The following is a 25,809-nucleotide window of genomic DNA, read 5'->3' on the forward strand; positions in this document are numbered from 1 at the left end:
CGTCTGGTGGAGACAACCTTCTGCAGGAGTCTACCCATGACGACGACCGTTCGGGCGCTACTTTTCGATGTCTTCGGCACCGTGGTGGACTGGCGCGGCAGCCTGGTCAACGGCCTGCAGGGGCTGTCCGCCAAGCATGGCGTCCAGGGCGACTGGGAGCGGCTGGCCGATGCCTGGCGCGCCGAAGCCTACGAGGCCATCCTGCCGCAGATCGAGGCACGCAGCCTGCCCTGGCTGCCCCTCGACGACGTTCATCGCCTGGCACTGGACGAACTGCTGCCACGCCACGGCCTGGTCGGCCTGACCGATGCCGAGGTGGCCTGGGTCAATCGCCTCTGGCATCGCCTCGATCCCTGGCCCGATGCCGTGCCGGGCCTGCAGCGGCTGCGCCAGGGCTACCCCGTCTGCGCCCTGTCCAATGGCAACGTCAGCCTCCTGCTGGACATGGCGCGCCATGCCGGACTGCCCTGGGACATGCTGTTCGGCGCCGATCTGTTCCGGCACTACAAGCCGGCCGCGGAGGTGTACCTGGGCGCCTGCGCCCTGCTCGATCTGCAACCCGGGCAGGTGATGCTCTGCGCCGCCCACAACGGCGACCTGCAGGCAGCCAAGGAGCTGGGCCTGGCCACCGCCTTCATCCAGCGCCCGCGTGAAAAGGGCTCTGCCGGCGGCGAGATCTCGGCCGGCGGCTGGGATATCGACGCGAGCGATCTGCAGGACCTGGCCGACCAGCTGGGATTGCCAGCGACCGGCATGGTCCCCGACCAGGACAGCAGTCAGCGCTGAACCCAGCGATTGAGCGACGCCTGAATTCTCCCTAGGGCCTTTGGCAGGCTAGACGAGCAAGGTATCTTCAGGCCTTGCTCGACATCGCCTGGTGGGACTGGCCGGAGGCGGACATCCTCGCCGCTGGCGAACGGCTGTGCAGCCCGGACATCGAGGGTTTCATCGCCTACGCCCAGGCGCGCCATCCGGCGCCCTGATCCCCCTGCCCGGAACTCGGGACGGCTCCAGAGGCTCACCTTCATTAGTCACTCTTTTGAAGGTCATCCATGGAAATGCTCGATCTGCTGCAATGGCCGGCCATGGCCATCACCCTGCTCGCCGCCTGGCTGGTGGCCTCCCAGCGCCAGGGCCGGCGCAACCTGGGCTTCTGGGTGTTTCTCCTGAGCAACGGCCTGTGGATCGCCTGGGGCCTGCAGGCCGAAGCCTATGCGCTGATCATGCTCCAGCTGGGCCTGGCGGCGATGAACCTGCGCGGCGTGCGGCGCAACGCGCACGATGCCCAGGCCGCCACGCTACCGGAGGGCTCGAGCAGGGCATAATGGTCGACCCCGCATCAGACGGCCCAGTCCCATGCAGCACAGCGTCACCCCCATCGGCCACGTCCGTTCCTGCTTCAAGGAGAAGTTCGCCATTCCCCGGCAGCCGGCCCTGGCGCCAGCCGCCCGCGGCGTGTTGGAACTGCTGCCGCCTTTCGACCGTCCCGAGGCGGTGGAGGGCCTGGAAGGCGTCAGCCACGTCTGGCTGCTGTTCCTCTTCCATCAGGCCCTAGAAAGCCAGCCGCGCCTGCGGGTGCGACCGCCGCGCCTGGGGGGCAATCGCTACCTGGGCGTCTTCGCTACCCGCGCCACCCACAGACCCAACGGCATCGGCCAGTCGGTAGTTCGCCTCGACGGCCTCGAACCAGGACGGCTGCTGCTCTCGGGCCTCGATCTGCTCGATGGCACCCCGGTGCTCGACATCAAGCCCTATGTGCCCTATGCCGACAGCCCTCCGGGCGCCCACAACGCCATCGCCGAGGCGCCACCGCCCGCACTGGCGGTCAGTTGGGCGGCGGCCGCGCGCGCCCAGGCCGAGGCCCATGGCCAGCGCCTGGGCGAACCCCTCGCCGAGCTGATCGAGCAGTGCCTGGCCCAGGATCCGCGACCGGCCTACCAGACGCCGACGCCCGAGCGGCGCTACGGAGTGCGGCTGTGGGATGTGGAGGTGCACTGGCACTATCCAACCGCGGCCTCCATCCAGGTGCTGGACGTGACCGCCGCGGTCTGACACGGCCCCGTTTGCATTCCGGCGCCCGCGCCCCCAACAATGACAGTGCCGGATCGCATGAAGCGGTCCGCATCCGGCTACGGTCGCCGTTCGGCCGTATCACCGATAGGGAAGCATCTATGGCTCCAAGCAGACAGGTCATCAACGCTCAGGTCAGCCCCAAGGGCAGTCTGGAGACCCTTTCCCAGCGCGAGGTCCAGCAGCTCAGCGCCGCCGGCTCGGGCACGCTTTACCAGCTCTTTCGCCAGTGCGCCCTGGCCATCCTCAACACCGGCGCCCACAGCGACAACGCCAAGACCATCCTCGAGGCCTACCAGGATTTCGAGATCCGTATCCACCAGCAGGACCGCGGCGTCCGCCTGGAACTGGTCAACGCTCCGGCCGATGCCTTCGTCGACGGCGAGATGATCGCCAGCACCCGCGAGATGCTGTTCAGCGCCCTGCGTGACATCGTCTACACCGAGAGCGAGCAGAGCAGTCTGCGCATCGACCTGGAGAGCTCCGAGGGCATCACCGACTACGTCTTCCACCTGCTGCGCAACGCCCGCACCCTGCGTGCAGGGGTCGAACCCAAGATGGTGGTCTGCTGGGGTGGTCACTCCATCAGCACCGAGGAATACAAGTACACCAAGAAGGTCGGTCACGAACTCGGCCTGCGCAGCCTGGACATCTGCACCGGCTGCGGCCCGGGCGTGATGAAGGGGCCGATGAAGGGCGCCACCATCGCCCACGCCAAGCAGCGCATCCAAGGTGGTCGCTACCTGGGCCTTACCGAGCCAGGCATCATCGCCGCCGAGGCGCCCAACCCCATCGTCAACGAACTGGTGATCCTGCCGGACATCGAGAAACGCCTGGAGGCCTTCGTCCGCGCGGGCCACGGCATCATCATCTTTCCCGGCGGCGCCGGCACGGCGGAGGAGTTCCTCTACCTGCTGGGCATCCTCATGCACCCGGACAACAGAGACATCCCCTTCCCCGTTGTACTCACCGGTCCGCAGAGCGCCGCGCCCTATCTGGAGCAACTGCACGCCTTCATCGGCGCCACCCTGGGCGAAGCCGCCCAGCGCCACTACCAGATCGTGGTCAATGATCCGGTCGAGGTGGCGCGGCAGATGGCCCAGGGCCTCAAGGCGGTCAAGCAGTTCCGCCGCGAGCGTCACGATGCCTTCCACTTCAACTGGTTGCTGCGCATCGAGGAAGGCTTCCAGCGTCCTTTCGATCCCACTCACGAGAACATGGCGGCTCTGCAGCTGACCCATGCCGTGCCGCCCCACGAACTGGCGGCCAACCTGCGGCGCGCCTTTTCCGGCATCGTTGCGGGCAACGTCAAGGCCAAGGGCATCCAGCTGATCGAGGAACGCGGGCCTTACGAGATCCATGGCGATCCCGACATCATGCGCCCGCTGGACCGGCTGCTGCAGGCCTTCGTCGAGCAGCACCGCATGAAGCTACCGGGCGGCGCGGCCTACGAGCCCTGCTACCGCGTGGTCAGCTGAATCCTTTCACGCCGGTCTTTTCGGCCGGTTTTTCCCGCACTCGACCGTTCGTCATCACCCCGCTCGACGAACGGTCGATTTGCCGGCCAAGTGCCATCAAAAAGTCGCTAGCTAGCTATCTAGAGCGCTCCGCCTTGCTCGACCGGCGCGTTTCCAACGCCCTCTGCCTGCTTGGAAAAAAACCTCGCGCGCTAACTGCCTGGGTGTGCGTTAAAGCCCCTCTTCACCGCGCCGATAGGGCAAGGCAAGCTAAACCCAAAGCGGCGACTGCCGTGGTGAAGACTGCCCGGATCGACGAGCTCCGATCGGGCAGCCTTCGTTCAGTCGCGCTGGATTTCCTGCCGAGGCAACGGAATGAACAACTGGTTGGGACTCGACTTTCTGGTCGCCCCTCTCACCCAAGACCAGGTGCACCTGCACGGCCAGCATGATGCCTGGTTGGTGGCGCTCGCCTACCTGGTCGCGGTCAGCGCCTGCTATGTCACCCTGGTGTTCGCCGAGCGCATCGGCCAGACCCGTACCATGGCCCGGCGACGTGCCTGGAGCCTGATGGGCGCCCTGAGTTTCGGCTTCGGCGTCTGGGGCATGCACTTCATCGCCATGCTGGCCTTCACCGTGCCTACCCGGGTGCATTACGACCTCTTCGTCACCCTGGCCTCGCTGCTGATCGTGGTGCTGGCCGGCCTCATGGCCATGCCCGCCCTCAGCCAGCCCGACCTTACCCTTGGCCAGCGGCTCAAGGCCGGTCTGGTGCTGAGCGTGGGCATCGTGTTCATGCACTACACCGGCATGGCCGCCGCCCATACCGAAGCGGTGGTGCTCTATCGTCCGGCGCCCTTCCTGCTGTCGATCGCCATCGCCGTGGGCGCCAGCTTCGCCGCTCTGCAACTGATCCAGATCTTTCGTCGCCACTACACCGGCATCTATCGCTGGCTGCGCATGGCCACCGCCCTGGTGATGGGCCTGGCCATCGCCGCCATGCACTTCACCGGCATGTGGTCCATGGTGCTGATCGCGCCCGCCCAGGCCGAGGGGCCGCTACAAGGGGCCAGCAATTCCTGGCAGCTCGGCGTGGGCATCGCCATCATCGCCCTGCTGCTGGTGATAGGTGGCCTGGGCGCAGCCTGGGCGGATCGCCAGCTACAGCGCAAGGAAAACGACCTGGAGCGGGTCAACTCCCTGGTCGGCCAGCTCGACGAAGCCCGGGCCTCACTGCAGCAGGCCGCGCACTACGACCCTCTCACCGACCTGCACAATCGGCGCTCCTTCAACCAGGCCTTCGCCGAGATTCTCGACCGCCATGCCCAGCAGAATCGCAGCCTGGCGGTGATGTTTCTCGACATCGATCACTTCAAGCGCATCAATGACAGCCTCGGTCACGACGCTGGCGACCAGTTGCTGGTGGCCATGGCCAAGATCATCCGCGACGCGGTCCGCGACGGTGATCTGGTAGCCCGCTTCGGTGGTGACGAATTCTGCATCCTGGCCAGCCTCGCCGGGCCGGACGAGGCACGCCATCTCGCCCAGCGCATCCTGGAGCGACTGCGCAATCCGATCACCATCGGTAGCCGCCCGCTGGTGATGACCACCAGCATCGGCATCAGCCTCTATCCCCGCGATGGTGGCTGTTGCGAAGAGCTGCTCAAGAGCGCGGACCTGGCGCTCTATCTGTCCAAGGGTAACGGGCGCAACACCTACAGCTTCTTTGACGAGACCCTGCGCGAGAAGATCTCGCTGCAACTGGAGCTGGAGGCCGAACTGCGTGAGGCACTGGTCGAGGAGCGCGGTCTGCAGCTCTACTACCAGCCGATCCTCGACGTCGCCAGCGGCCACCTGGACAAGGCCGAAGCCCTGATTCGCTGGGATCATCCCCGCCTTGGCCTACTGGCGCCCAACTTCTTTCTTGGCGTCGCCGAGGCCAATGGCTTCATCGAGGAGCTGGATGCCTGGGTACTCAAGCGTGCCTGCCGGGACCTTGCCGACCTGACCGCCGCGGGTCTCACCGACCTGCGCATCGCGGTCAACTGCTCGGCCCTGAGCCTGAGCAACGACGCCCTGCCCGGCCAGATCGCCTGGCGCCTGGACGATCACCGGTTGTCACCACGGCGACTGGAGCTGGAGGTGACCGAGAACGCCCTGGTGAAGAATGTCCAGCCCACCGCCGAGTTGCTGCAACGCATCCGCGACCTGGGCGTGACGGTATCCATCGACGATTTCGGCACCGGTTATTCGTCGTTGGCCTATCTCAAGCGCCTGCCCATCGACACCGTGAAGATCGACCGTTCCTTCATCACCGGGCTGGTCGAGGGCAATGCCGACCACCAGATCGTCCAGGCCATCATCGGCATGGCTCGGCCACTCAAGCTCAAGGTCACCGCCGAGGGTGTCGAACACCTGGAGCAACTGCGCCTGCTGTGCGCCCTGGGCTGCGATTTCATCCAGGGCTATCACATCAGCCGGCCGGTACCCTTGGCCCAGGTACCCGAGGTGATCGCGCGCTATGCCAGCGGGATCTGTCCGCTAGAGGCCGGGGCGGACGCCCTGGCCCTGGCAAAGGCGCTCGGCTAGGCGCGACGATAACGCAGCCAGACGCTGCCATCGTCCTGGGCCTCGGCGGAATCCAGACTTAGGTACAGCGGCTGCTGCCAGACCTGCTCGGCGATTTCAAAGGACGCCGGGTGCGCGCCGCGACCATCCACCAGTGGGATGATCAGCACGCTGATCTCGTCCACCAGGCCGGCGGCGACAAAGGAGCCGCTGACGTGGGGACCGCCCTCCACCACCAGCCGCTCGATGCCCAGCTCGGTGTTGAGCAGTTCCAGCACCGCAGCCAGGTCCAGCTCCTGCTTGCCGCCGAAGACATAGGAGGCACCGATGCTCTGCAGATGCGCCAGGTAATCGTCGCTCACCGCTTCGGAGAGCACCGCCACCACGTGGGAATCCAGCGCCTCGTTCTTTTTCCAGGCCACCTTGCCCTGGGGATCGATGGCGATGGCGTACTTGCTGGCATCGCGCTTGGCAAAGTGGTGGGTGCGCGGGATGGGCGCCTGGGCGACGCCCGTGGGATAACCCTCGCCGTGGGCGATCTCTTCCATGGTCACCCGGCCGCAGGCCCAGGCATCGAAGTCGAAGCGCTCGGCCAGGCGCTCGTAGGTCGTATCGGCCTGTTTCTTGAGGGTACGGTCCCAGCCGTCGGTGAGGGCGTGACCGTCGACCGACGACATCATATGGCAGATCACATAGGGCTTCATGGGGGCTCCCAGCAGTGGCGTGTCGCCATGACACGCCCTGCAGAAACCGACCGGCCCGACGCCGGGGGAGTTCAGCCCAACTGGCTGCGCACATGAAAAACCCGCCGGAGGGCGGGTTTTCGTGGAGCTTGTGGCGTTACTTCTCGACGAAGGCGCGTTCGATCAGGTAGTCGCCCGGATCGCCCATGCGCGGCGAGATGGTCAGGCCGAATTCGTTCAGCACGGCGCTGGTCTCGTCCAGCATGCTCGGGCTGCCGCAGATCATGGCGCGGTCGTCCTGCGGATTGATCGGCGGCAGGCCGATGTCCGCGAACAGCTTGCCGCTGCGCATCAGGTCGGTCTGACGACCCTGGTTGCGGAATTCCTCACGGGTGACCAGAGGGTAGTAGATCAGCTTCTCGCGGACCAGGTCGCCGATGAATTCGTGCTCCGGCAGGGTCTTGGTGATGAAGTCGGCATAGGCCAGCTCGTTCACGTAGCGCACGCCGTGGACCAGGATCACCTTTTCGAAGCGCTCGTAGGTTTCCGGATCCTGGATGGTGCTCAGGAAGGGCGCCATGCCGGTGCCGGTGCTCAGCAGATAGAGGTGCTTGGCGGGCTTGAGGTCACTGAGGATCAGGGTGCCGGTGGGCTTGCGGCTGACCATCAGGTTGTCGCCTTCCTTGAGGTGCTGCAGGCGCGAGGTCAGGGGGCCGTCCGGCACCTTGATGCTGAAGAACTCCAGGTGCTCTTCGTAGTTGGGGCTGGCGATGCTGTAGGCACGCATCAGCGGACGACCACCTTCGGTCTCCAGGCCGATCATCACGAACTGACCGTTCTCGAAACGCAGGCCCGCATTGCGGGTGGTCTTGAAGCTGAACAGGGTGTCGTTCCAGTGATGAACGCTCAGGACGCGCTCGGTGTACAGGTTGCTCATCGATGACTCCAGGAAAAATCGGTACAGCCCGGGGCTGGATAGAAATTGCGCGACAGTTTATAGAGGGGGAAAATATCCGTGAAATGAATAATTCGAATATAGGTTATCCAAAAGGCAGATATGAGATTCACGTTGCGTCAACTCGAGGTCTTCGTCGCCGTGGCCCGCCAGGAAAGCGTTTCCCGCGCGGCCGAGGCGCTCAGTTTGTCGCAGTCGGCTACCAGTACCGCCCTGGGCGAACTGGAACGGCAATTCGACTGCCGGGTGTTCGACCGCGCCGGCAAGCGTTTGACACTCAACGCCCTGGGTCGTCAGCTGCTACCCAAGGCGGTGGCCCTGCTGGACCGCAGCGCCGAGGTGGAGAATCTGCTGCGCGGCAAGACCGGCTTCGGCTCCCTGGAGGTCGGCGCCACCCTCACCATCGGCAACTACCTGGCCACCCTGCTGTTGGGTGACTTCATGCAGCGGCATCCCGATTGCCGGGTCCGCCTGCATGTGCACAACACCGCCAGCGTGGTGCAGCGGATCGCCAACCATGACATCGACCTCGGCCTGATCGAGGGCGATTGCCAGCACCCGGACCTGGAGGTGCAGCCCTGGATCGAGGATGAACTGGTGGTGTTCTGCGCGCCCGGACACACCCTGGCGGGTACCCAGGCCGCGCAGGCCGAGTTGGAAGCCCAGGCCTGGATCCTGCGCGAACAGGGCTCCGGTACCCGGCTGACCTTCGACCAGGCCATGCGCCATCATGCCCAGCCGCTGGACGTACGCCTGGAGCTGGAGCACACCGAGGCCATCTTGCGGGCGGTGGAATCGGGGCTGGGTATCGGTTGCCTGTCACGGCTGGCGCTGCGCGACGCCTTCGCCCGCGGCACCCTGGTACCCATCGAGACCCCGACGCTGGATCTGCGCCGGCAATTCTGTTTCATCTGGCACAAGCAGAAGTACCAGACCGGGGCCATGGTCGAATTCCTCGACCTCTGCCGGCAGCTGACCCTGGGCCTGAGCCGCAGCGATCAGATCGACACCGCGCGGCCCCGGCCAGGGCGCTAGTTACTGGCCCTGGTAGATCCGGCGATTCTCCAGCTCCCGCTGCTCGTGGCGGCGGTGGGCGCGCAGCGCCAGCAGGGCGAGGATGCCGATGACCAGGCGATAGCCCTGGGAATAGAGATCCAGCTCGGCGGTGGCCGACTCGCCCAGCACGCCGCTGATCAGGCGTACCACGAACAGCGTCAGCTGCACGAAGGCCACCAGCAACAGCCCGGCCGACAGCCACTCCGCCCGGCGAAAGGCCAGCACGGCGAACAGCGCCAGGGCGAACTGCATGCCGCCATACCAGACCCGCGCCTCGGCCACCGACGCCGAATCCATCAGCACCATGCCGCGGGCATTGGCCATCTCGTAGGGATAGAACCAGTGCGCCAGGGCGAGTCCAAACCAGACCAGGGCCTGCAGACCCAACACCAGACGTGCGAAGCTAAGCTCGGACATTCCCCGTTTCTCCTTGGGGCCAGAGGTGGATGACAGTCGCTCCAGTGTAGCCAGTGTGGTGTTCCAGAGGTTAACTGCACACTTTTGGCGGCGCCTTTTCGGCCGCAGCGGCGGACCGTCCTGGCGGCGTTGCCACTCCTCGCCATAGCCCTGCCATGACTCGTCGGGGCGCCTCGCCAATGCAAAATCACTCGCCAATTCTTGCGCGAACCTCTGAAACACCACACTAGCCAAGGCGCCCCGCGCAGGGAGCGATCCGCACTGCCGATGCAGACCGCCACATCCGGGTTAGGGTTCGCTCGAAGGGCTGGGGTAAGCTGCAGAGACTCTTCGTTTTCGGCTCGGATCGCGAGCCCGCTGCCCAGGTGACCGCCATGCCCGCCGCCTTGCCCGCCCAGCCGCCGCTGGTGCTGTCCATCCAGTCCCATGTCGCCTATGGCCACGTCGGCAACGCCGCCGCCACCCTGCCGCTGCAATTGCTCGGCCTGCAGCCGGTGGTGGTCAACACGGTGCAGTTCTCCAATCACACCGGCTACGGCGAATTCAAGGGTCAGGTCTTTCCGCCCGAACATATCCACGACGTACTCGACGGCCTGCGCGCCCGTGGCGTCCTGGAGCGCTGCGTGGCGGTGCTCTCCGGCTACCTGGGCGACGCCGCCATCGGCGAGGTGATCCTCGGGGTGGTCCAGGAAATCCGCCGCCAGCGCAGCGACCTGCACTATCTCTGCGATCCGGTGATGGGCGACGTCGGCCGTGGCATCTTCGTCCGCCCCGGCATCCCTGACTTCCTGCGCCGTCGCGCCATCGAACAGGCCAGCCTGATCACCCCCAACCACTACGAATTCGAGCTGCTGCATGGCCAGCCGCTGGCGGATACCGCCGACGCCGTGGGCGCCGCCCGCCTGCTGCTGGGGCGCCCGGGCCAACCGGGTCCGGCGACCATCGTCATCACCAGCCTGCGCACCCCGGACCTGCCCGCCGACGTCCTCAGTACCCTGGTGGTGGAGAGCCAGGATGCCTGGCTGGTGCAGACGCCCTACCTGGACCTGCAGCCGCTGCCCAACGGCATGGGTGACGTCTTCTCGGCGGTGCTGCTCGGCCAGTTGCTGAACGGCCAATCGACGCCCGTGGCAGCCTCCCACGCGGTCAGCGCCCTCTACGCCCTGGTCGCCCGCACCGCTCCCGGCAGCCGCGACCTGCCCCTGATCGCCGCCCGCGACCAGATCGTGCGTCCAAGCGAGCTGTTCGAGGCGCAACGGCTTTCGTAGGTTGGGTTGAGCGTTAGCGAAGCCCAACGGTGCCACGTTCGAGCCTGCCTGTCGGGCTTCGACGACGGAACCGTCTCAACCCAACCTACGGCCAGTGGTTCGAGGCGCAATGTCGTGCGTAGGTTGGGCTGAGCGTCAGCGAAGCCCAACGGTGCCAGGCTCGACCTTGCTCTGTTGGGCTTCGACGATGGAGCCGTCTCAGCCCAACCTACGGGCGACCCTTCCTGCGCCATACCGCCCCCTCTCCCCTCGGGAGAGGGCTGGAGTGAGGGAAAGCCCAGTGCGTAGGTTGGGGTGAGCGTTAGCGAAGCCCAAAGGCATCACGTTCGAGCCTGCCTGTTGGGCTTCGACGATGGAGTCGTCTCAGCCCAACCTACGGGCGACCCTTCCTGCGCCATACCGCCCCCTCTCTCCTCGGGAGAGGGCTGGGGTGAGGGAAAGCCCAGTCACCGCACCCTCACGACGACTGCATATGCCGCTCGCGCTGCTCCTGGCGTTCCTTGGCTTCGACGCCAAGGGTGGCGGTGGGTCTCAGCAGCAGCCGTGCGAGGCCAATGGGTTCGCCGGTCTCCTCGCACCACCCATACTCATCACGGGCCAGGCGCTCCAGCGCCTCGTCGATCTTGTCCAGCAGCTTCTTCTCCCGCTCCAGCTGGCGCAGTTGCCATTGCCGCTGCTGCTCGGCGTTACCGACATCGGCCGGATCGCCGTGGGCGTCCATGCCACGCAGGTCTTCCACCTGCTCGTCGATCAGCCGCTGCAGATCGCCACGCTGATCGAGCAGCAGCCGGCGAAAGAAATCACGCTGGGCCTCGTTCATGTAGGCCGACTCGGGTTGGGCCAAGAGTTCTTCAGGGGTCATACGGCAGCGCTCCTCGATACAAATGTTATATTATAACACTTCACGAGAGCTCTAGCCTGGGCCTCGTACCTCACGACGCCATCACAAAAATTCCGTAGTGCCTCAGCCAAAACCACTACACAAAGCCAAAAGGCTATGAGAAAGTAGCTTCACAACCTGTATGACAACCTTACAACCACAACAGCAGGTCTCCATGTTCGCCAAGGTCCCCGCCAATGTGCTGAGCGATAACGTCGCTCAACAGCTGCTGGACAAGATCGAAGCCGGTGTCTTCGCCCCCGGTAGCAAGATCCCCAGCGAAGCCCTGCTCTCCGAAGCCTTCGGCGTCAGCCGTACCGTGGTGCGCGAAGCCATCTCGCGGCTGAAGAACGAAGGCGTGCTGCAGCCCCAGCAGGGGCGCGGCATCTTCGTCACCACCCACGCCAGCATCCGCCCGCTGCGTATCGACGCCGAAGAAGCCAGCCTGCCCGGTAGCGTCTTCCACCTGCTGGCCCTGCGCCGCGCCGTCGAGGCAGAGATCGCCTCCGAGGCCGCCATCAACCGCAGCGAAGCCGACCTGGTGGCCATCGACGAGGCCCTGGCCGCCATCGACGAAGACGTCGCCGACGGCCACGACGGGGTACGCGCCGATGTGGCCTTCCACCGCACCATCGCCCAGGCCGCCGGCAACCCCTACTTCATCAAGACCCTGGAATTCGTCAGCCAGTACCTGGAGACGGCCACGCGCATCACCCGTACCAACGAGGCGCGGCGCGAGGACTTTTCCCGCCAGGTGCACGAAGAACACCAGGCCATCGTTGCCGCCATCCGCCTCGGTGACCCCCTGGCCGCCGCCAACGCCGCCCGCCAGCACATCTACAACGCCGCCCGCCGCCTGCGGCAGGCCGGCTTCGCCTGACCACCTTTCTGGAGAACAACAAGATGCAAGACAACGTCGGTGTCATCGGCCTTGGGGCCATGGGTCTGGGCGTCGCCCGTTCGCTGCTGCGCGCGGGTTTTGCCGTGCACGCCTGCGATGTGCGTGCCAGCGTGCTGGAAAGCTTCGCCAGTGAAGGTGGTGTCGCCTGCACCTCGCCTGCCGCCTTGGCCGACAGCTGCGACATCCTGATCACCGTGGTGGTCAACGCCGAGCAGACCGAAGCCGTGCTGTTCGGTGAAGGCGGCGCGGTGGCGGCCCTGCGGCCGGGCAGCCTGGTGATCGCCTGCGCTACCGTGGCCCCGGCCTACGCCGTGGAGTTGGGCGAGCGCCTGGCAGAGCGGGGCATCCTGCTCTTGGACGCCCCGCTCTCCGGCGGCGCCGCCAAGGCCGCCAGTGGCGAGATGACCATGATGACCTCCGGCACCGCCGAGGCCTACGCCAAGGGCGAGGCGGTCCTGGCTGCCATGGCCGGCAAGGTCTATCGCCTGGGCGATGCGCCCGGCCAGGGTTCCAAGGTCAAGATCATCAACCAGCTCCTGGCCGGGGTGCACATCGCCGCCTCCGCCGAGGCCATGGCCCTGGGCCTGCGCGAAGGAGTGGACCCGGAAGCCCTCTACGAGGTCATCACACACAGCGCCGGCAACTCCTGGATGTTCGAGAATCGCGTGCCGCACATCCTCAAGGCCGACTACACCCCGCTGTCCGCCGTGGACATCTTCGTCAAGGACCTGGGCCTGGTGCTGGATACCGCGCGCACCTCGAAATTCCCGCTGCCGCTGTCGGCCACCGCCCACCAGATGTTCATGCAGGCGTCCACCGCCGGCCATGGTCGTGAAGACGACTCGGCGGTGATCAAGATCTTCCCGGGCATCGAGCTGCCCAAGGCCGCGGAGTGAAACCCATGAGCCAGACCGAGACCCGCCCGCTGCTGGGCTGCATCGCCGACGACTTCACCGGCGCCACCGATCTCGCCAACATGCTGGTGCGTGGCGGCATGCGCACCGTGCAGGTGATCGGCGTGCCCGCGGCCGACGCCGAACTCGAAGCGGCCGATGCCGTGGTGGTGGCGTTGAAATCCCGCACCACGCCGACCGCCGAGGCGGTGAGCGAATCCCTGGCCGCCCTCGCCTGGCTGCGCCAGCGCGGCTGCCGGCAGTTCTTCTTCAAGTACTGCTCGACCTTCGATTCCACCGCCGAAGGCAACATCGGCCCGGTGGCCGAGGCGCTGCAGGAGGCGCTGGACTGCGACTTTACCCTGGCCTGCCCGGCCTTCCCGGAAACCGGGCGCACCCTGTTCCGCGGCCATCTGTTCGTGCAGGACCAGCTGCTCAGCGAATCCGGCATGCAGCATCACCCGCTGACGCCCATGGGCGACGCCAACCTGGTGCGGGTGCTGCAGGCGCAGAGCCGTGGCACCGTCGGGCTGCTGCGCTATGACCAGGTCGCCAAAGGCCCGGAGGCCGTGCGCGCAGCTATCGACGAGTTGCGTCGCTCGGGTCATCGCCTGGCCATCGCCGATGCCCTGTCCGACGCCGACCTGCATACCCTGGGCGCGGCCTGTGCCGAGCTGCCCCTGGTCACCGGCGGCTCGGGCATCGCCCAGGGCCTGCCGGAGAATTTCCGCCGCGCCGGCCTGCTCCAGGCCCATGATGCCGCCGCCCTCGACCTGCCCGCCGGTGGCGACGCGGTACTGGCCGGCAGCGCCTCCCAGGCCACCAATGGCCAGGTCGCCGCCTGGCTGGAAGCCGGTCGTCCCGCGCTACGCCTGGACCCGCTGGCCCTGGCCCGGGGTGACGACTCCATCGACGCCGCCCTCGCCTGGGCGCGCGAGCAGGGCCAGGCCGTGCTCATCTATGCCACCAGTCCCGCCGACGAGGTCAAGGCCATCCAGCGCGAGCTGGGCGTGGCGCGCGCCGGTGAACTGGTGGAACGTGCCCTCGGCCTGATCGCCCGCGGCCTGTTCGATCAGGGCGTGCGCCGCCTGGTGGTGGCTGGCGGCGAAACCTCCGGCGCCGTGGTCCAGGCCCTGGGCGTGCAAAGCCTGCGCATCGGTGCCCAGATCGATCCGGGCGTGCCGGCCACCCTCGGCCAGGTCGCGGGCGAACCCCTGGCCCTGGCGCTCAAGTCCGGCAATTTCGGCAGCCGCGACTTCTTCGCCAAGGCGCTGCGTCAGCTGGCAGGAGAGCAGTCATGAGCGTCGAAGCCCGTCTACGCGAAGAGATCTGCACGGTCGGCGCCAGCCTCTATGCCCGCGGCTACACCGTGGGCAGCGCCGGCAACATCAGCGCCCGCCTGGAAGACGGCTGGCTGATCACCCCCACCGACGCCTGCCTGGGTCGCCTGGATCCGGCCGCCATCGCCAAGGTCGGCCTGAATGGCGACTGGGTCTCCGGCGACAAGCCGTCCAAGACCCTGGCCCTGCATCGTCAGGTCTATGACCGCAACCCAGGCGTGGGCGGCGTGGTGCACACCCACTCCACCCACCTGGTGGCCCTGACCCTGGCCGGCGTCTGGCGCCCCGACGACATCCTACCGCCGATCACCCCCTACCAGGTGATGAAGGTCGGCCATATCCCGCTGATCCCCTATGCCCGTCCCGGCGCCGCCAGCGTCGCCGAGCAGGTGGCGCAACTGGCCAACCGGGTAAGGGGCGTGATGCTCGAACGCCTCGGCCCGGTGGTCTGGGAGAGCAGCGTGAGCAAGGCCAGCTTCGCCCTGGAGGAGCTGGAAGAAACCGCGCGGCTGTGGCTGCTGACCGAGCCGCGACCGGCGCCGCTCGATGCTGCCGCCCTGGCCGAACTGGCGGAGACCTTCGGCGCCGTCTGGTGACCTGAAGCCCGCGCTACCGCAATACCCCCACGATGGCCCTTGCCGGCCGTCGCGGGATCGGCTTGCCCTGGAAAAACAACAATAGCGAGGAAAGTGCCATGTCTTACGTCGTCAGCCCTACCCGCCTGGAGTCCCGTTCATGAGTCCGTTGCTCCTGGTCCTCATCGCCGCGGCGGGCATCGCCCTGCTGCTGTTCCTGGTCCTCAAGTACAAGTTCCAGCCCTTCGTGGCGCTGATGCTGGTGAGCATCCTGGTGGCCCTGGCCGCTGGCGTGGAACCGTCCAAGCTGGTGGCCACCATCGAAGGCGGCATGGGCAAGATCCTTGGCCACATCGCCATCATCATCGCCCTGGGCGCCATGATCGGCCGCATCATCGAACTCTCCGGCGGCGCCGAGGCCCTGGCCAAGACGCTGATCGAGCGCTTCGGCAACCGGCGCACGCCACTGGCCCTGACCCTGGCCGGCTTCCTGGTCGGCATCCCGGTGTTCTTCGAGGTCGGGGTGATCGTGCTGATGCCGCTGGCCTATGGCATCGCCCGCACCGCGCGCAAACCGCTGATCGTCTTTGCCCTGCCAATGTGCGCCACCATGCTCACCGTGCACGCCATGCTGCCGCCCCATCCGGGCGCCGTGGCCGCCGCCGGCCAGTTGGGCGCCGACCTGGGTCGGGTGCTGCTGTTCGGCCTGCCGATCACCGCCGTGCTGGCCCTGATCGGCTGGTGGGTGGCCGGGCGCATGACCCGTCGTCACTACCCCATGACCGACGACATCCGCAGCGACGTCTATGGTCCGCAGATCACCGACACCCATCTGCAGCAGTGGGGCCGCGGCCAGGACATGGCCCCCGGCCTGCCCAGCCTCGGCGCCGCCGCGGTCAAGGTCGACGAGACCCCGGCCGGCCTCGCCGCCGGCCTGCCGCCCGCCCCGGCCCCCGGCTTCGGCCTGGTGGTGACCCTGATCCTGCTGCCCATCGTGCTGATCCTGCTGGGCACCCTGGCCACCAGCTGGCTACCGGCCGGCAACCTGCTGCGCGACATCTTCACCGTGATTGGCGCGCCCCTGGTGGCGCTGCTGATCGACACCCTGCTGTGCGCCTATGTGCTGGGTTTCCGCCGCGGCTGGTCGCGCGAGCAGGTCTCGGACGTCATCGGCTCGGCGCTGCCCGGCGTGGCCATGGTCATCCTCATCGCCGGTGCCGGCGGCGTCTTCGGCAAGGTCTTGGTGGACACCGGTATCGGCGCGGTGGTCTCGGAGCTGCTGCGCGCCACCGGCCTGCCGGTGCTGGCGCTGGGCTTCGTGCTGACCCTGCTGCTGCGCGCGGTGCAGGGTTCCACCACCGTGGCCCTGGTCACCACCGCCGGCATCCTCGGCCCGCTGATCGCCACCCTGGATCTCTCGGCCAACCACATGGCCCTGCTCTGCCTGGCCATGGGCGCCGGTGGTCTGGCCGTGTCGCACATCAACGACGCCGGCTACTGGATCTTCACCAAGCTGGTCGGCCTGAGCGTCGCCGACGGCTTGCGTACCTGGACCGTCCTGACCACCCTGCTGGGGTGCCTGGGCTTCACCATCACCCTGCTGCTCTGGCCCTTCGTCTGACCTGGGAGACCCTCATGCCTCGTTTTGCCGCCAACCTCAGCATGCTCTACCCCGAGCATGCCTTTCTCGACCGCTTCGCCGCCGCCGCCGCGGACGGCTTCGAGGCCGTGGAATACCTCTTCCCCTACGACCACAGCGCCGCCGAGATCAAGACGCGTCTGGACGCCGCCGGCCTGACCCAGGTGCTGTTCAACGCCCCGCCCGGTGACTGGGCGGCCGGCGAACGCGGCCTGGCTGCCCTGCCCGGTCGCGAAGCCGAATGCCGCGTCGGCATCGACCGCGCCCTGGAATACGCCGCCGTGCTGGGCAATCGCCTGGTACACGTGATGGCCGGGCTGCTGCCCGCCGAGGTCGACCGGGCCCGCGCCCGCGACACCTACCTGGGCAACCTGACCTATGCCGCCGAACAGGCGGCCAAGGCTGGAGTGACGATCCTCATCGAGCCCATCAACGGGCGCGACATGCCCGGCTACTTCCTCAATCGCCAGGATGACGCCCAGGCCATCCGCCAGGCCATAGGCGCCAGCAATCTCAAGGTGCAGTTCGACTGCTACCACTGCCAGATCGTCGAGGGCGACGTCAGCAAGACCTTCGAACGCGACTTCGCCGGCATCGGCCATGTGCAGATCGCCGGCGTGCCCGATCGCCACGAACCGGACCTGGGCGAGTTGCACTATCCCTACCTGTTCGAGCGCTTCGACGCCCTCGGCTACGACGGCTGGATCGGCTGCGAGTATCGCCCCCGCGGCGACACCTCGGCCGGGCTGGAGTGGTTGCGTAAGCTCAAAGCTTGAGAGACGTAGGTTGGGCTGAGCACAGCGAAGCCCAACACCCCGGCTGCCCTATGTGCGCCCCTGTTGGGCTTCGACGAAAGAGCCGTCTCAACCCAACCTACAATCTCCCGTAGGTTGGGTTGGGCAACACGAAGCCCAACACCGCGCCCTTCCAGCTTGTAGCGTGGACAACGGCGCAGCCTTGTCCACCGTCAGGCACCTAGGCCCAGTGGAAAACGCTGGGCGGTTTTCCACGCTACGGATCTATGGCTCCATCGCGGCCATGCCAGTGCGCCGTAGCGACCGCTCCTACAGAACTGATGTTCCTGTAGGAGCGGCCCATGGCCGCGATAGACCCACCCGCCCTTACACCTCCACCACCGCCAACGGCTGTCCTAGCCGCCTCCGGAATTCCTCCAGGAAGGCCGGGGCGAAGGCCCGGGCCGGCCAGTGGTTGAAGATGAAGCCCAGGTCGGAAAAGGCGCACGGCTGGGGGAAGTCGAAGCCGTTGATGTCGTCTTCGTGGTCGCATTCCGGGCAGGCGAAGTTATCGCTTTCCGCCGGCATCCAGACTTCCAGGTGTTCGAACAGCGCCTCGCCGATCTCGCGGCGGCAGGCGGGGCAGCGCGCCCGACCTTCGAAGCCGTCCAGCGGAGTGAAGATGCAGCGTTCGGTGACGATTTCCAGGCCGCCGTCGGCGAAGTCGCGCGGATCGTCCATGCCTGGCGTCAGGCGCAGCACCTCGGTCAGTCGCGGACCCGGCGCATGGCCACGCCGGCCGCGACTGGGCAGACAGGGCGAGGCCTCGGCCCTGACCACACCGCTGGCGGCGAGCCAGCCAAGGATCTCCACGGCGGTACGCTCCACCCGCGGATGGCTGGAAATGCGGGGAGCGAGGATGGTCTGGCGCAGGGTCATGGAACGCGGGTCTCGAAGGAAGGGGCGCGCAGCTTAATGGGCTGCTCGCCCCGCGCCCAGAGCTGCTAAGGTGAGGCCGACGAAAGCCACAGATAGCGCCCCATGTTCAAGGATCCCTTCGCCCGCCTCGGTCTCGACCGCGAGGTGCTCAGCGTCAGCCAGCTCAACAGCCGCGCCCGGGTGCTGCTGGAAGATGTCTTCGCCCAGGTCTGGGTCGAAGGCGAGATCTCCAACCTGGCCAAGCCGGCCTCGGGCCACCTGTATTTCACGTTGAAGGATGGCCAGGCACAGGTACGCTGCGCGCTGTTCCGCCAGCACGCCGGCCGGGTACGGCAAGCCCTGCGCGACGGCCTGGCGGTCAAGGTACGCGGCAAGGTCTCGCTGTTCGAAGGCCGCGGCGACTACCAGCTGATCCTCGACAGCGTCGAGCCGGCCGGCGACGGCGCCCTGCGCCTGGCCTTCGAGGCCCTCAAGGAGCGCCTGGCCGCCGAAGGCCTATTCGCCGCCGAACGCAAGCGCCCGCTGCCCGCCCATCCCCAGCGCATCGGCATCGTTTCCTCGCCTACTGGCGCGGTAATCCGCGACATCGTCAGCGTCTTCAAACGGCGCGCGCCCCAGGTCGAGCTGACGCTGATTCCTACCGCGGTGCAGGGCCGCGAGGCCACTGCCCAGATCGTCCGCGCCTTGCAACTGGCCGACCGCCAGGGCTTCGACGCCCTGATCCTGGCCCGCGGCGGCGGTTCGCTGGAAGACCTCTGGTGCTTCAACGAAGAACCCGTGGCCCGCGCTCTGGCGGCCTGCCAGACCCCGGTGGTGAGCGCCGTGGGCCACGAGACCGATGTCTCCATCGCCGACTTCGTCGCCGATGTCCGCGCACCCACCCCTTCGGCCGCGGCGGAATTGCTCGCCCCCCATAGCGCCGACCTGCGCCAGCGCCTGGACGGTCTGCACCGCCAGTTGCTCCTGCGCATGCGCGAGCGCCTGGCCCGCGAGCGACTGCGCCTGGACGCCTGCAGCCGGCGCCTGCGTCATCCTGGCGAGCGCCTGCGTCAGCAGGCCCAACGCCTGGATGATCTGGATCTGCGTCTGCGGCGCGCCTATGTCATCGCCCAGAATCGTCGACGCGATCGCCTGGCCCACCTGGATACCCGCCTGGCCGGCCAGCATCCCGGGCGCCAACTGGCCTTGCTGCGCCAGCGCCTGGAGCAGCTCGCCGAACAACTACCCCGGGTCATGCAACGACAGCTGAAGGAACGTCAGCAACGCCTGGCTGGCGTGGTCCAGACCCTACAGATCGTCAGCCCGCTGGCCACCCTGGGCCGCGGCTACAGCATCCTCCTCGACGAACGCGGCCAGGCCGTGCGTGCGGCCGGCCAGGTACAGCCCGGTCAGAGGCTCCATGCCCGCCTGGCCGAAGGCGAACTGGAGGTACGGGTGCTGGACAATCACCAGGCACCGGTCACCCTGTCGTTGCTGGACTGACGCTGGCGCCTCAGGGCGCCTTGGTCCCCGGATTGCCATGCTCCACGGTGCGCTCGGGCGACTGAGTGGCCGGATCGCTGCCGGGCGCGCTTTTCTGTACCACTTCGCTGCGCTGGGGCGGCGGGGTCTCCGGTGATTTGTCGCAACCGGCGAGTACCGCACTCAGGGTAAGCAGGGCCAGGCTGCTGGCGATGGGACGGAACATGGTCTTCTCCTCTGGGGTTTCAGGGAGGACCCCGGGATTTCCACGGACGTTCCCGCGCGGGCCAACGGCCAGCCGGCTGTCGGCCCTGGCGATCTTCCAGGCGGGCGGCGCAGTCGTACCTGCAGGACCGGTCCCTCCGGTCGCCCACCAGGATCCCACCATGTCCAGACCCACCCTCAGCCGCCTCGCCTTGGCCACGCTATTGACCGCCCTGCCCCTGGCACCTGCCGCCTTTGCCGCCGAGTCCAGCGCCAAGCTGGAAAAGGTCGCCAGCTTCGACCATCAGGTCACTGGCGTTACCGTCAGCGAGAACGGTCGGATCTTCGTCAACTTCCCGCGCTGGACCGAGGACAGCGAAGTCTCGGTAGCTGAACTCAAACCCGACGGTAGTTTGGTGCCCTATCCGGATCCGGCCTGGAACGGCTGGCGCAATGCCAAGCGCGATGATCTGACCCCAGGCAATCACTGGGTGTGCGTGCAATCCGTGGTGGCCGACGGCCGTGGCAATCTCTGGGTCATCGACCCGGGCGCCCCAGCCCAGGCTCTGGTGGTGCCAGGGGCACCCAAGCTGGTGAAGATCGACTTGGCCAGCAACCAGGTGAGCAAGGTCTACGCGCTGGACGAGAGCGTGGCGCCCCAGGGCAGCTACCTCAACGACGTCCGTCTCAGCCCGGATGGCCGCCATGCCTACATCACCGATTCCGGCGCACGCGGGGCCCTGGTGGTGCTGGACCTGGACAGCGGCAAGGCGCGCCGCGCCCTGGATGGCGATCCCAGCACCCAGGCCGAGAAGGGCGTCAAGGTCAAGGCCGACGGCAAGCCGCTGGTGCGTCCGGATGGCCGTGGCGTGGAATTCTCCGCCGATGGCATCGCCCTCTCCCCGGCCGGTGACTATCTCTACTGGCAGGCAGTCAAGGGCAACACCCTCTATCGCATCGCCACCGCCAGCCTGCAGGGCGATGAGCTCGCCAGCCTGCCAGCCAAGGTGGAAAAGGTCGGCGAGAACGGCCCGGCCGATGGCCTGCTGATGGATCCGCAAGGGCGTCTCTATGTCAGCGCGGTGGAAGAGCATGCGGTGAAGGTCCGCGAGAACGGTCAGCTCACTACCCTGGTACAGGACAAGCAGCTGATCTGGCCGGACACCTTTGGCCGCGGCCCGGATGGCACCGTCTATGTCACGGATTCGCGCATCCCCGAGATGAATTTCTTCGATCCAAAACAGAAGCCGGCGCTGGAAACCGTGCTCTACAAGATCGTCCCCAACTGATGAAGAATGCCGCGGGCGCCTTGCCCGCGGCCCTTGCCTGCCCCAGCATGGGTGTTTTCGTCGCTGGAAATTCCCATGTCCCGCCTGCTGCCGCTGCTCTGCTGCCTGTTCCTCGCCCTGCCCGCCCATGCCGGTACCTACCTGCAACGCCTGCTGGACAAACCCGTGCCGGGCGGCGTCGCCGTGGTCCCTATCCCGGGTGACGCCGCGCCGCGGGTGCGCTACCAGGGCAAGCCGGTGCTGGTGGTCAAGGACGGCAACGGCTGGGTAGCCATCGTCGGTATCCCCCTGGGCACCGCAGCAGGCCGCCAGCCATTGGAAGTCATCGGCGCCACGCCCCTGGCGTTCACGGTCGGTAGCCGGCACTACGCCGAGCAGCGCATCACCCTGAAGAACCAGCGCCAAGTCACGCCCAATCCCGAAGACCTGAAGCGTTTCGAGCGCGAACTGGCCGAACAGCAGGCCGCCTACCGATTGTTCTCGTCCAACCAGCCCAGCAACCTGCTGCTGGACAAGCCCGTGGACGGTCCGCTCTCCAGTCCCTTCGGCCTGCGCCGCTTCTTCAACGGCCAGGAGCGTAACCCGCACTCGGGCCTGGACTTCGCCGTGCCTGCCGGCACCCCGGTCAAGGCCCCGGCCGCCGGCAAGGTGGTACTGGTGGGTGACTACTTCTTCAACGGCAAGACGGTGTTCGTCGATCACGGGCAGGGCCTGATCAGCATGTTCTGCCACCTCTCGCGCATCGATGTGCAGGTCGGCCAGGAGGTCCCGCGTGGCGGCGTGGTCGGTCGCGTCGGCAGCACCGGCCGCGCCACGGGTCCGCACCTGCACTGGAACGTCAGTCTCAATGACGTGCGGGTCGACCCGAGCATCTTCATTGGCGCCTTCAAGCCCTGACCGGCAGCAAACAATTGGTTGCAGTCGGAGGCATTGCCAGGCGTCCGGCGCTGGCTTAAAAGGGACGCCCTTTTCCGCCTCGACCTGGAACCGCCGCCATGACCCCAAGACCTCGCTTCGGCAGCGCCCTCGGCAGCATCCTGCTGGTCACCGCGGCCTGCTACCTGCTCGTGGGCTTCTCCCAGGGCTTCGTGCTGTCGGCCTGGTCCTGGCGCACCTGGCTGGTCTTCGCCGTCATGGTGACGATCTATCCGGTCGGCCTCTTCGCCGGCTGGTGGAAAAAGCGCGAGCCAGTGGAGCCTTAGGTTCCTAGCCCCAGCCGTGGCGGGCATAGGCCCGCTGGAGCCGTTCCTCTCGCGAACTGAACAGATCACCGTCCGCCAGGCCGCTCGTGGCCAATAGCCGGTCCTCCAGCTCGGCCTGGCTTTCCAGCCGACCGTCCGGATGGATATGAGTGACAGCCAGGCCCCGCTGCATCAGACAGGGCGCTACCAGCAATCCACGGTGACAGGTCAGGGGATCGCGCTCCGCGCACAGCAGGGCGATCCGCCAGCGCGCCTGGCCTTGCTCCAGGCGCAGCAGTCCCCGCTGAAACAGCGCACTGGCGGCCAGGCGGTCATAGCGCACCTGCCCATCCTCGTAGTGCGCCGGATCCGGGCTGCGTGCGCCCAGCTCCTGGCCCAGGAACACATAGGCGATCCCGGCGGCCGCCAGCCCTTCGCGCAAGGCCTCTCGGCGATACTGGGGCACGTGTCGGCTATAGGGCTGCGAGCGCACATCGGCCACGGCCGTCGCCTCCTGCGCCTGCAGCAGTTCGATATAGCGCGCCAGTGGGTGATTGGAATGCCCGAGGGTCAGGATCATCGCGTTTCAGCGTAAGGGATCGAGGCGATACAGGCCGCCGATGGGGCACTCCATCCGACTGCCCCGGGCATCGGTGGACACCAGGAAGTCGCCCGGACGCAGGCCAGCGGCCCGCGAGCGATAGCCCAGCCGATTGCCGGCGGCCAGGTTGCGGCAGGGTACGGCAAAGTCCACCAGATAAGCACGGCCAAGCCCGGTCCCCAGCGCCAGATGCCCGGCATCCAGGTAATGCCAGCCGGAGAGATCGAACCCCAGGATGGTGTCCAGGGCAGCGCCCTGCCGATAGCCCAGGTCGGCCAGGCGATCATCCAGAGTCGGCGGACCGAAGGGACGCCCGGCGCAACCGGCGAGCAGCAGTGTCGCGGCGACGGTAAGAACAGCAGCTAAGGGACGCATGGATATCTTCCTGAAAGGGCTGAACCTATGACCGACCGCAGATGACGAATACGGCAAGCAGGGCCCAGCTTTGCTAACGTGGCGTCCGTAGTATCCCGTCAAGAGACCCCCTATGCCCACGGCCCTGACCCGACTGATCGACGACCTCGAAAAACACCCCCAACTACTTACCCTGGTAGCCTGCCTCGGCCTCCTGCTGGCCGCCTGGGTCCTCAACTGGATCGTCAAGCGCATCCTGGTGCGCGGCTTCTATCGCCTGCTGCGCAGCACCTCCTTCGGCCAGGATCACGAACTCAATCACCACAGGGTCATCGGCCGGCTGGCCAACATCGTCCCGGCCCTGGTGCTCTCGATCGGCGTCGAGCTGGTGCCGGGTCGCCCCGACGCTCTGGTCACCGTGGTGCAGAACGTCTGCAGCGCCTTCATCGTGCTGACCATCGCCCTGGCCCTGGGCAGCGCCCTGAACATGGTCAACGTGCTCTATTCGCGGCGCCCTTCGGCGCGGCTCAAGCCGATCAAGGGCTACGTCCAGGTCAGCAAGATCGTCATCTACGCCATCGCGGTCATCCTGATGATCGCCACCCTGATCGACCGCTCGCCGCTGATCCTGCTCTCCGGCCTTGGTGCCATGGCAGCGGTGCTGCTGTTGATCTTCCAGGACACCCTGCTCTCCCTGGTGGCCAGCGTGCAGATCTCCAGCAACGACATCATCCGCGTCGGCGACTGGATCGAAATGCCCCAGCTCAACGCCGATGGCGACGTCATCGACATCGCCCTGCACACGGTCAAGGTGCAGAACTTCGACAAGACCATCACCACCATCCCCACCAAGAGATTCATCACCGACTCCTTCCGCAACTACCGCGGCATGCAGGAGGCCGGTGGCCGGCGCATCAAGCGGGCGCTCAACATCGACCAGAACAGCGTGCACTTCCTTAGCGATGCCGAGCGCGAGCACCTGCACCGCTTCAACCTGCTGGATGACTACCTCACCGCCAAGGAAGAGGAACTGGCGGAGTGGAACCGCAAGCTGGAAAAACGCGGCCAGGAACCGGTCAACACCCGCCGGGTGACCAACCTGGGTACCTTTCGCGCCTATGTGGAGCGCTACCTGCGTGCCCATCCCGGGGTCCACCAGGGTATGACCCTGCTGGTACGCCAGATGCCGCTCTCCGGCGAGGGTCTGCCGGTGGAGATCTACTGCTTCACCAACACCACGGTGTGGGCGCAATATGAGGGCATCCAGGGGGACATCTTCGATCACCTGCTCTCCATCCTCCCGGAATTCGGCCTGCATGTGTTCCAGCACCCGAGCGGACGCGACTTCCGCGGGCGCCTGGTACCGCGCGAGGCCATGACCTCCCTTGGCGAACCGGGTACTCCGGCGCCCTGATCGTCCGTCCCCGGCCTAAGGAAAGACCATGATCATCGTCCACCACCTGAACAACTCCCGCTCCCAGCGGGTGCTCTGGCTGCTCGAAGAGATTGGCATCGATTATCAGGTACAGCGCTACGAACGCGCCGCCGGCGGGCTGTTCGCGCCGCCGGAATTGCGCAAGGTGCATCCCCTGGGCAAGTCGCCGATAATCGTCGACGGCGACCTGACCCTGGCCGAATCCGGCGCCATCGTCGACTACCTGGCACGGCGCTACGGGCCGCAACTGCTGCCGGCCCAGGACAGTCCCGAGTTCGTGCGCTACACCTACTGGCTGCACTACGCCGAGGGCTCGGCCATGACACCGCTGCTGCTCAAGCTGGTGTTCGACCGTATCGCCACCTCGCCCATGCCCTTCTTCGCCAGGCCCATCGCCAAGGGCATCGCTGCCAAGGCCACCGCGAGTTTCATCCAGCCCCAGCTGGACCTGCACCTGGACTACCTGGAAAGCCAACTGGGCGCCAGCGGCTGGTTCGTCGGCGACAGCTTCACCGCGGCCGACATCCAGCTCAGCTTCCCCCTGGAAGCCGCCGCCAGCCGCGCCGGCCTGGACAACGGCAAGCGCCCCAAACTGGTGGACTTTCTCAAGCGCATCCACGCCCGCCCGGCCTATCAGCGCGCGCTGGAGCAGGGTGGGCCCTACGTCTACGCCTGAGGCTGGGCTTGTTGGGCTTCGCTAAACGCTCAACCCAACCTACGGTCCTGCGCTTCCTCTCCCTCGGGGAAAGGCTGGGGTAAGGGTAAACTCCAGCCCCGTAGCGTGGAAAACCGCGCCAGCGTTTTCCACTGAGGGCCCGGTACCTTAGCCGCGTGGACAAGGCTGCGCCGTTGTCCACCCTACACTGCGTCCGGCTGGTCTCGGAGTACCCCCTCTCCCCCTGGGAGAGG

28 protein-coding genes are annotated in these 25,809 nt (G+C 66.7%); 20 read left to right on the forward strand and 8 right to left on the reverse strand.

Annotation, left to right across the window (positions count from 1 at the left end):
- Positions 1-36: 36 nt before the first annotated feature.
- The 6 genes from PJ259_RS10100 (at position 37) to PJ259_RS10125 (ending at position 6,116) form a co-directional block, all read left to right on the forward strand.
- Complete coding sequence (locus PJ259_RS10100) at positions 37-786, forward strand: haloacid dehalogenase type II (RefSeq protein ID WP_271655661.1); 750 nt, start codon at positions 37-39, stop codon at positions 784-786.
- A 74-nt stretch (positions 787-860) separates the two neighbouring features.
- A complete protein-coding gene (locus tag PJ259_RS10105; RefSeq protein WP_271655662.1) occupies positions 861-983 on the forward strand; it encodes a hypothetical protein in 123 nt (40 codons plus the stop codon).
- 69 nt (positions 984-1,052) lie between these two features.
- On the forward strand, positions 1,053-1,325 hold the full coding sequence (locus PJ259_RS10110) for a hypothetical protein (protein WP_271655663.1): 273 nt from the start codon (positions 1,053-1,055) through the stop codon (positions 1,323-1,325).
- 31 nt (positions 1,326-1,356) lie between these two features.
- Positions 1,357-2,052: a tRNA (N6-threonylcarbamoyladenosine(37)-N6)-methyltransferase TrmO gene (tsaA, locus tag PJ259_RS10115; RefSeq protein ID WP_271655664.1), complete on the forward strand. Its 696-nt coding sequence runs from the start codon at positions 1,357-1,359 to the stop codon at positions 2,050-2,052.
- 119 nt (positions 2,053-2,171) lie between these two features.
- The gene (gene ppnN / locus PJ259_RS10120; RefSeq protein WP_271655665.1) at positions 2,172-3,548 is read left to right on the forward strand and encodes a nucleotide 5'-monophosphate nucleosidase PpnN; all 1,377 of its coding nucleotides are present in this window, start codon (positions 2,172-2,174) and stop codon (positions 3,546-3,548) included.
- A gap of 354 nt (positions 3,549-3,902) precedes the next feature.
- Positions 3,903-6,116: a putative bifunctional diguanylate cyclase/phosphodiesterase gene (locus PJ259_RS10125; protein WP_271655666.1), complete on the forward strand. Its 2,214-nt coding sequence runs from the start codon at positions 3,903-3,905 to the stop codon at positions 6,114-6,116.
- Here the strand turns inward: PJ259_RS10125 and PJ259_RS10130 are convergent.
- Together PJ259_RS10130 and fpr are read right to left on the reverse strand one after the other, a co-directional pair.
- Complete coding sequence (locus PJ259_RS10130) at positions 6,113-6,799, reverse strand: dihydrofolate reductase family protein (protein WP_271655667.1); 687 nt, start codon at positions 6,797-6,799, stop codon at positions 6,113-6,115. The genes PJ259_RS10125 and PJ259_RS10130 overlap by 4 nt on opposite strands.
- 136 nt (positions 6,800-6,935) lie before the next feature.
- Positions 6,936-7,715, reverse strand: a complete 780-nt coding sequence (fpr, locus tag PJ259_RS10135; RefSeq protein ID WP_007160677.1) for a ferredoxin-NADP reductase — start codon at positions 7,713-7,715, stop codon at positions 6,936-6,938.
- A gap of 120 nt (positions 7,716-7,835) precedes the next feature.
- Here fpr and PJ259_RS10140 point away from each other — a divergent pair, with 120 nt between their 5' ends.
- On the forward strand, positions 7,836-8,768 hold the full coding sequence (locus PJ259_RS10140) for a LysR family transcriptional regulator (protein ID WP_059315799.1): 933 nt from the start codon (positions 7,836-7,838) through the stop codon (positions 8,766-8,768).
- Here PJ259_RS10140 and PJ259_RS10145 read toward each other — a convergent pair whose 3' ends face one another.
- A complete protein-coding gene (locus PJ259_RS10145) occupies positions 8,769-9,206 on the reverse strand; it encodes a DUF4345 family protein (RefSeq protein WP_059315800.1) in 438 nt (145 codons plus the stop codon). It lies immediately after the preceding gene.
- A 374-nt stretch (positions 9,207-9,580) separates the two neighbouring features.
- On the opposite strand from PJ259_RS10145, the gene pdxY reads away from it, so the two are divergent.
- The gene (gene pdxY, locus PJ259_RS10150; protein WP_271655668.1) at positions 9,581-10,474 is read left to right on the forward strand and encodes a pyridoxal kinase PdxY; all 894 of its coding nucleotides are present in this window, start codon (positions 9,581-9,583) and stop codon (positions 10,472-10,474) included.
- A 457-nt stretch (positions 10,475-10,931) separates the two neighbouring features.
- Here the strand turns inward: pdxY and dksA are convergent, their stop codons facing one another.
- Positions 10,932-11,336 carry an RNA polymerase-binding protein DksA gene (dksA, locus tag PJ259_RS10155; protein WP_173149520.1) on the reverse strand — a complete coding sequence of 135 codons (405 nt, stop codon included), beginning with the start codon at positions 11,334-11,336 and terminating at the stop codon, positions 10,932-10,934.
- A 193-nt stretch (positions 11,337-11,529) separates the two neighbouring features.
- Here dksA and PJ259_RS10160 point away from each other — a divergent pair, with 193 nt between their 5' ends.
- The 6 genes from PJ259_RS10160 to otnI all read left to right on the forward strand — a co-directional run bounded on the left by PJ259_RS10160 (position 11,530) and on the right by otnI (position 17,478).
- Complete coding sequence (locus tag PJ259_RS10160) at positions 11,530-12,234, forward strand: FadR/GntR family transcriptional regulator (protein ID WP_271655669.1); 705 nt, start codon at positions 11,530-11,532, stop codon at positions 12,232-12,234.
- A gap of 23 nt (positions 12,235-12,257) precedes the next feature.
- Positions 12,258-13,151 (forward strand): L-threonate dehydrogenase, encoded by an 894-nt coding sequence (gene ltnD / locus PJ259_RS10165; protein ID WP_271655670.1) that lies wholly within the window; start codon positions 12,258-12,260, stop codon positions 13,149-13,151.
- Between the two features lie 5 nt (positions 13,152-13,156).
- Positions 13,157-14,449, forward strand: a complete 1,293-nt coding sequence (gene otnK / locus PJ259_RS10170; protein WP_271655671.1) for a 3-oxo-tetronate kinase — start codon at positions 13,157-13,159, stop codon at positions 14,447-14,449.
- On the forward strand, positions 14,446-15,084 hold the full coding sequence (gene otnC / locus PJ259_RS10175; protein ID WP_042138545.1) for a 3-oxo-tetronate 4-phosphate decarboxylase: 639 nt from the start codon (positions 14,446-14,448) through the stop codon (positions 15,082-15,084). The genes otnK and otnC overlap by 4 nt, the downstream gene beginning before the upstream one ends.
- A gap of 139 nt (positions 15,085-15,223) precedes the next feature.
- Positions 15,224-16,684: a GntT/GntP/DsdX family permease gene (locus tag PJ259_RS10180; protein WP_173149526.1), complete on the forward strand. Its 1,461-nt coding sequence runs from the start codon at positions 15,224-15,226 to the stop codon at positions 16,682-16,684.
- 14 nt (positions 16,685-16,698) lie between these two features.
- Positions 16,699-17,478 carry a 2-oxo-tetronate isomerase gene (gene otnI, locus PJ259_RS10185; RefSeq protein ID WP_271655672.1) on the forward strand — a complete coding sequence of 260 codons (780 nt, stop codon included), beginning with the start codon at positions 16,699-16,701 and terminating at the stop codon, positions 17,476-17,478.
- Positions 17,479-17,823: 345 nt separating this feature from the next.
- On the opposite strand, the gene PJ259_RS10190 is transcribed toward otnI, so the two are convergent.
- Positions 17,824-18,375, reverse strand: a complete 552-nt coding sequence (locus PJ259_RS10190) for a hypothetical protein (RefSeq protein WP_017640643.1) — start codon at positions 18,373-18,375, stop codon at positions 17,824-17,826.
- Between the two features lie 102 nt (positions 18,376-18,477).
- On the opposite strand from PJ259_RS10190, the gene xseA reads away from it, so the two are divergent.
- On the forward strand, positions 18,478-19,857 hold the full coding sequence (xseA, locus tag PJ259_RS10195) for an exodeoxyribonuclease VII large subunit (protein WP_064309393.1): 1,380 nt from the start codon (positions 18,478-18,480) through the stop codon (positions 19,855-19,857).
- Positions 19,858-19,867: 10 nt separating this feature from the next.
- Here xseA and PJ259_RS10200 read toward each other — a convergent pair whose 3' ends face one another.
- Positions 19,868-20,062 carry a hypothetical protein gene (locus tag PJ259_RS10200; RefSeq protein WP_271655673.1) on the reverse strand — a complete coding sequence of 65 codons (195 nt, stop codon included), beginning with the start codon at positions 20,060-20,062 and terminating at the stop codon, positions 19,868-19,870.
- Positions 20,063-20,222: 160 nt separating this feature from the next.
- Here PJ259_RS10200 and PJ259_RS10205 point away from each other — a divergent pair, with 160 nt between their 5' ends.
- The 3 genes from PJ259_RS10205 (at position 20,223) to PJ259_RS10215 (ending at position 22,531) form a co-directional block, all read left to right on the forward strand.
- Positions 20,223-21,329, forward strand: a complete 1,107-nt coding sequence (locus tag PJ259_RS10205; RefSeq protein ID WP_271655674.1) for an L-dopachrome tautomerase-related protein — start codon at positions 20,223-20,225, stop codon at positions 21,327-21,329.
- A 75-nt stretch (positions 21,330-21,404) separates the two neighbouring features.
- Positions 21,405-22,226, forward strand: coding sequence for a peptidoglycan DD-metalloendopeptidase family protein (locus tag PJ259_RS10210; protein ID WP_059315811.1), 822 nt, complete (start codon positions 21,405-21,407; stop codon positions 22,224-22,226).
- 98 nt (positions 22,227-22,324) lie between these two features.
- Positions 22,325-22,531 (forward strand): hypothetical protein, encoded by a 207-nt coding sequence (locus PJ259_RS10215; protein ID WP_160923296.1) that lies wholly within the window; start codon positions 22,325-22,327, stop codon positions 22,529-22,531.
- A 4-nt stretch (positions 22,532-22,535) separates the two neighbouring features.
- Here PJ259_RS10215 and PJ259_RS10220 read toward each other — a convergent pair whose 3' ends face one another.
- Positions 22,536-23,090 carry a DUF488 domain-containing protein gene (locus PJ259_RS10220; RefSeq protein ID WP_271655675.1) on the reverse strand — a complete coding sequence of 185 codons (555 nt, stop codon included), beginning with the start codon at positions 23,088-23,090 and terminating at the stop codon, positions 22,536-22,538.
- A gap of 6 nt (positions 23,091-23,096) precedes the next feature.
- The gene (locus PJ259_RS10225; RefSeq protein WP_059315814.1) at positions 23,097-23,486 is read right to left on the reverse strand and encodes a DUF6491 family protein; all 390 of its coding nucleotides are present in this window, start codon (positions 23,484-23,486) and stop codon (positions 23,097-23,099) included.
- A gap of 112 nt (positions 23,487-23,598) precedes the next feature.
- On the opposite strand from PJ259_RS10225, the gene PJ259_RS10230 reads away from it, so the two are divergent.
- Together PJ259_RS10230 and PJ259_RS10235 are read left to right on the forward strand one after the other, a co-directional pair.
- Positions 23,599-24,879: a mechanosensitive ion channel family protein gene (locus PJ259_RS10230; protein WP_271655676.1), complete on the forward strand. Its 1,281-nt coding sequence runs from the start codon at positions 23,599-23,601 to the stop codon at positions 24,877-24,879.
- A 28-nt stretch (positions 24,880-24,907) separates the two neighbouring features.
- A complete protein-coding gene (locus PJ259_RS10235; protein WP_271655677.1) occupies positions 24,908-25,576 on the forward strand; it encodes a glutathione S-transferase family protein in 669 nt (222 codons plus the stop codon).
- Positions 25,577-25,809 lie beyond the last annotated feature (233 nt).

Origin of the sequence: Pseudomonas sp. JBR1, from assembly GCF_028198185.1 — a bacterium.
GTDB classification, from domain to species: domain Bacteria; phylum Pseudomonadota; class Gammaproteobacteria; order Pseudomonadales; family Pseudomonadaceae; genus Chryseomonas; species Chryseomonas oryzihabitans_E.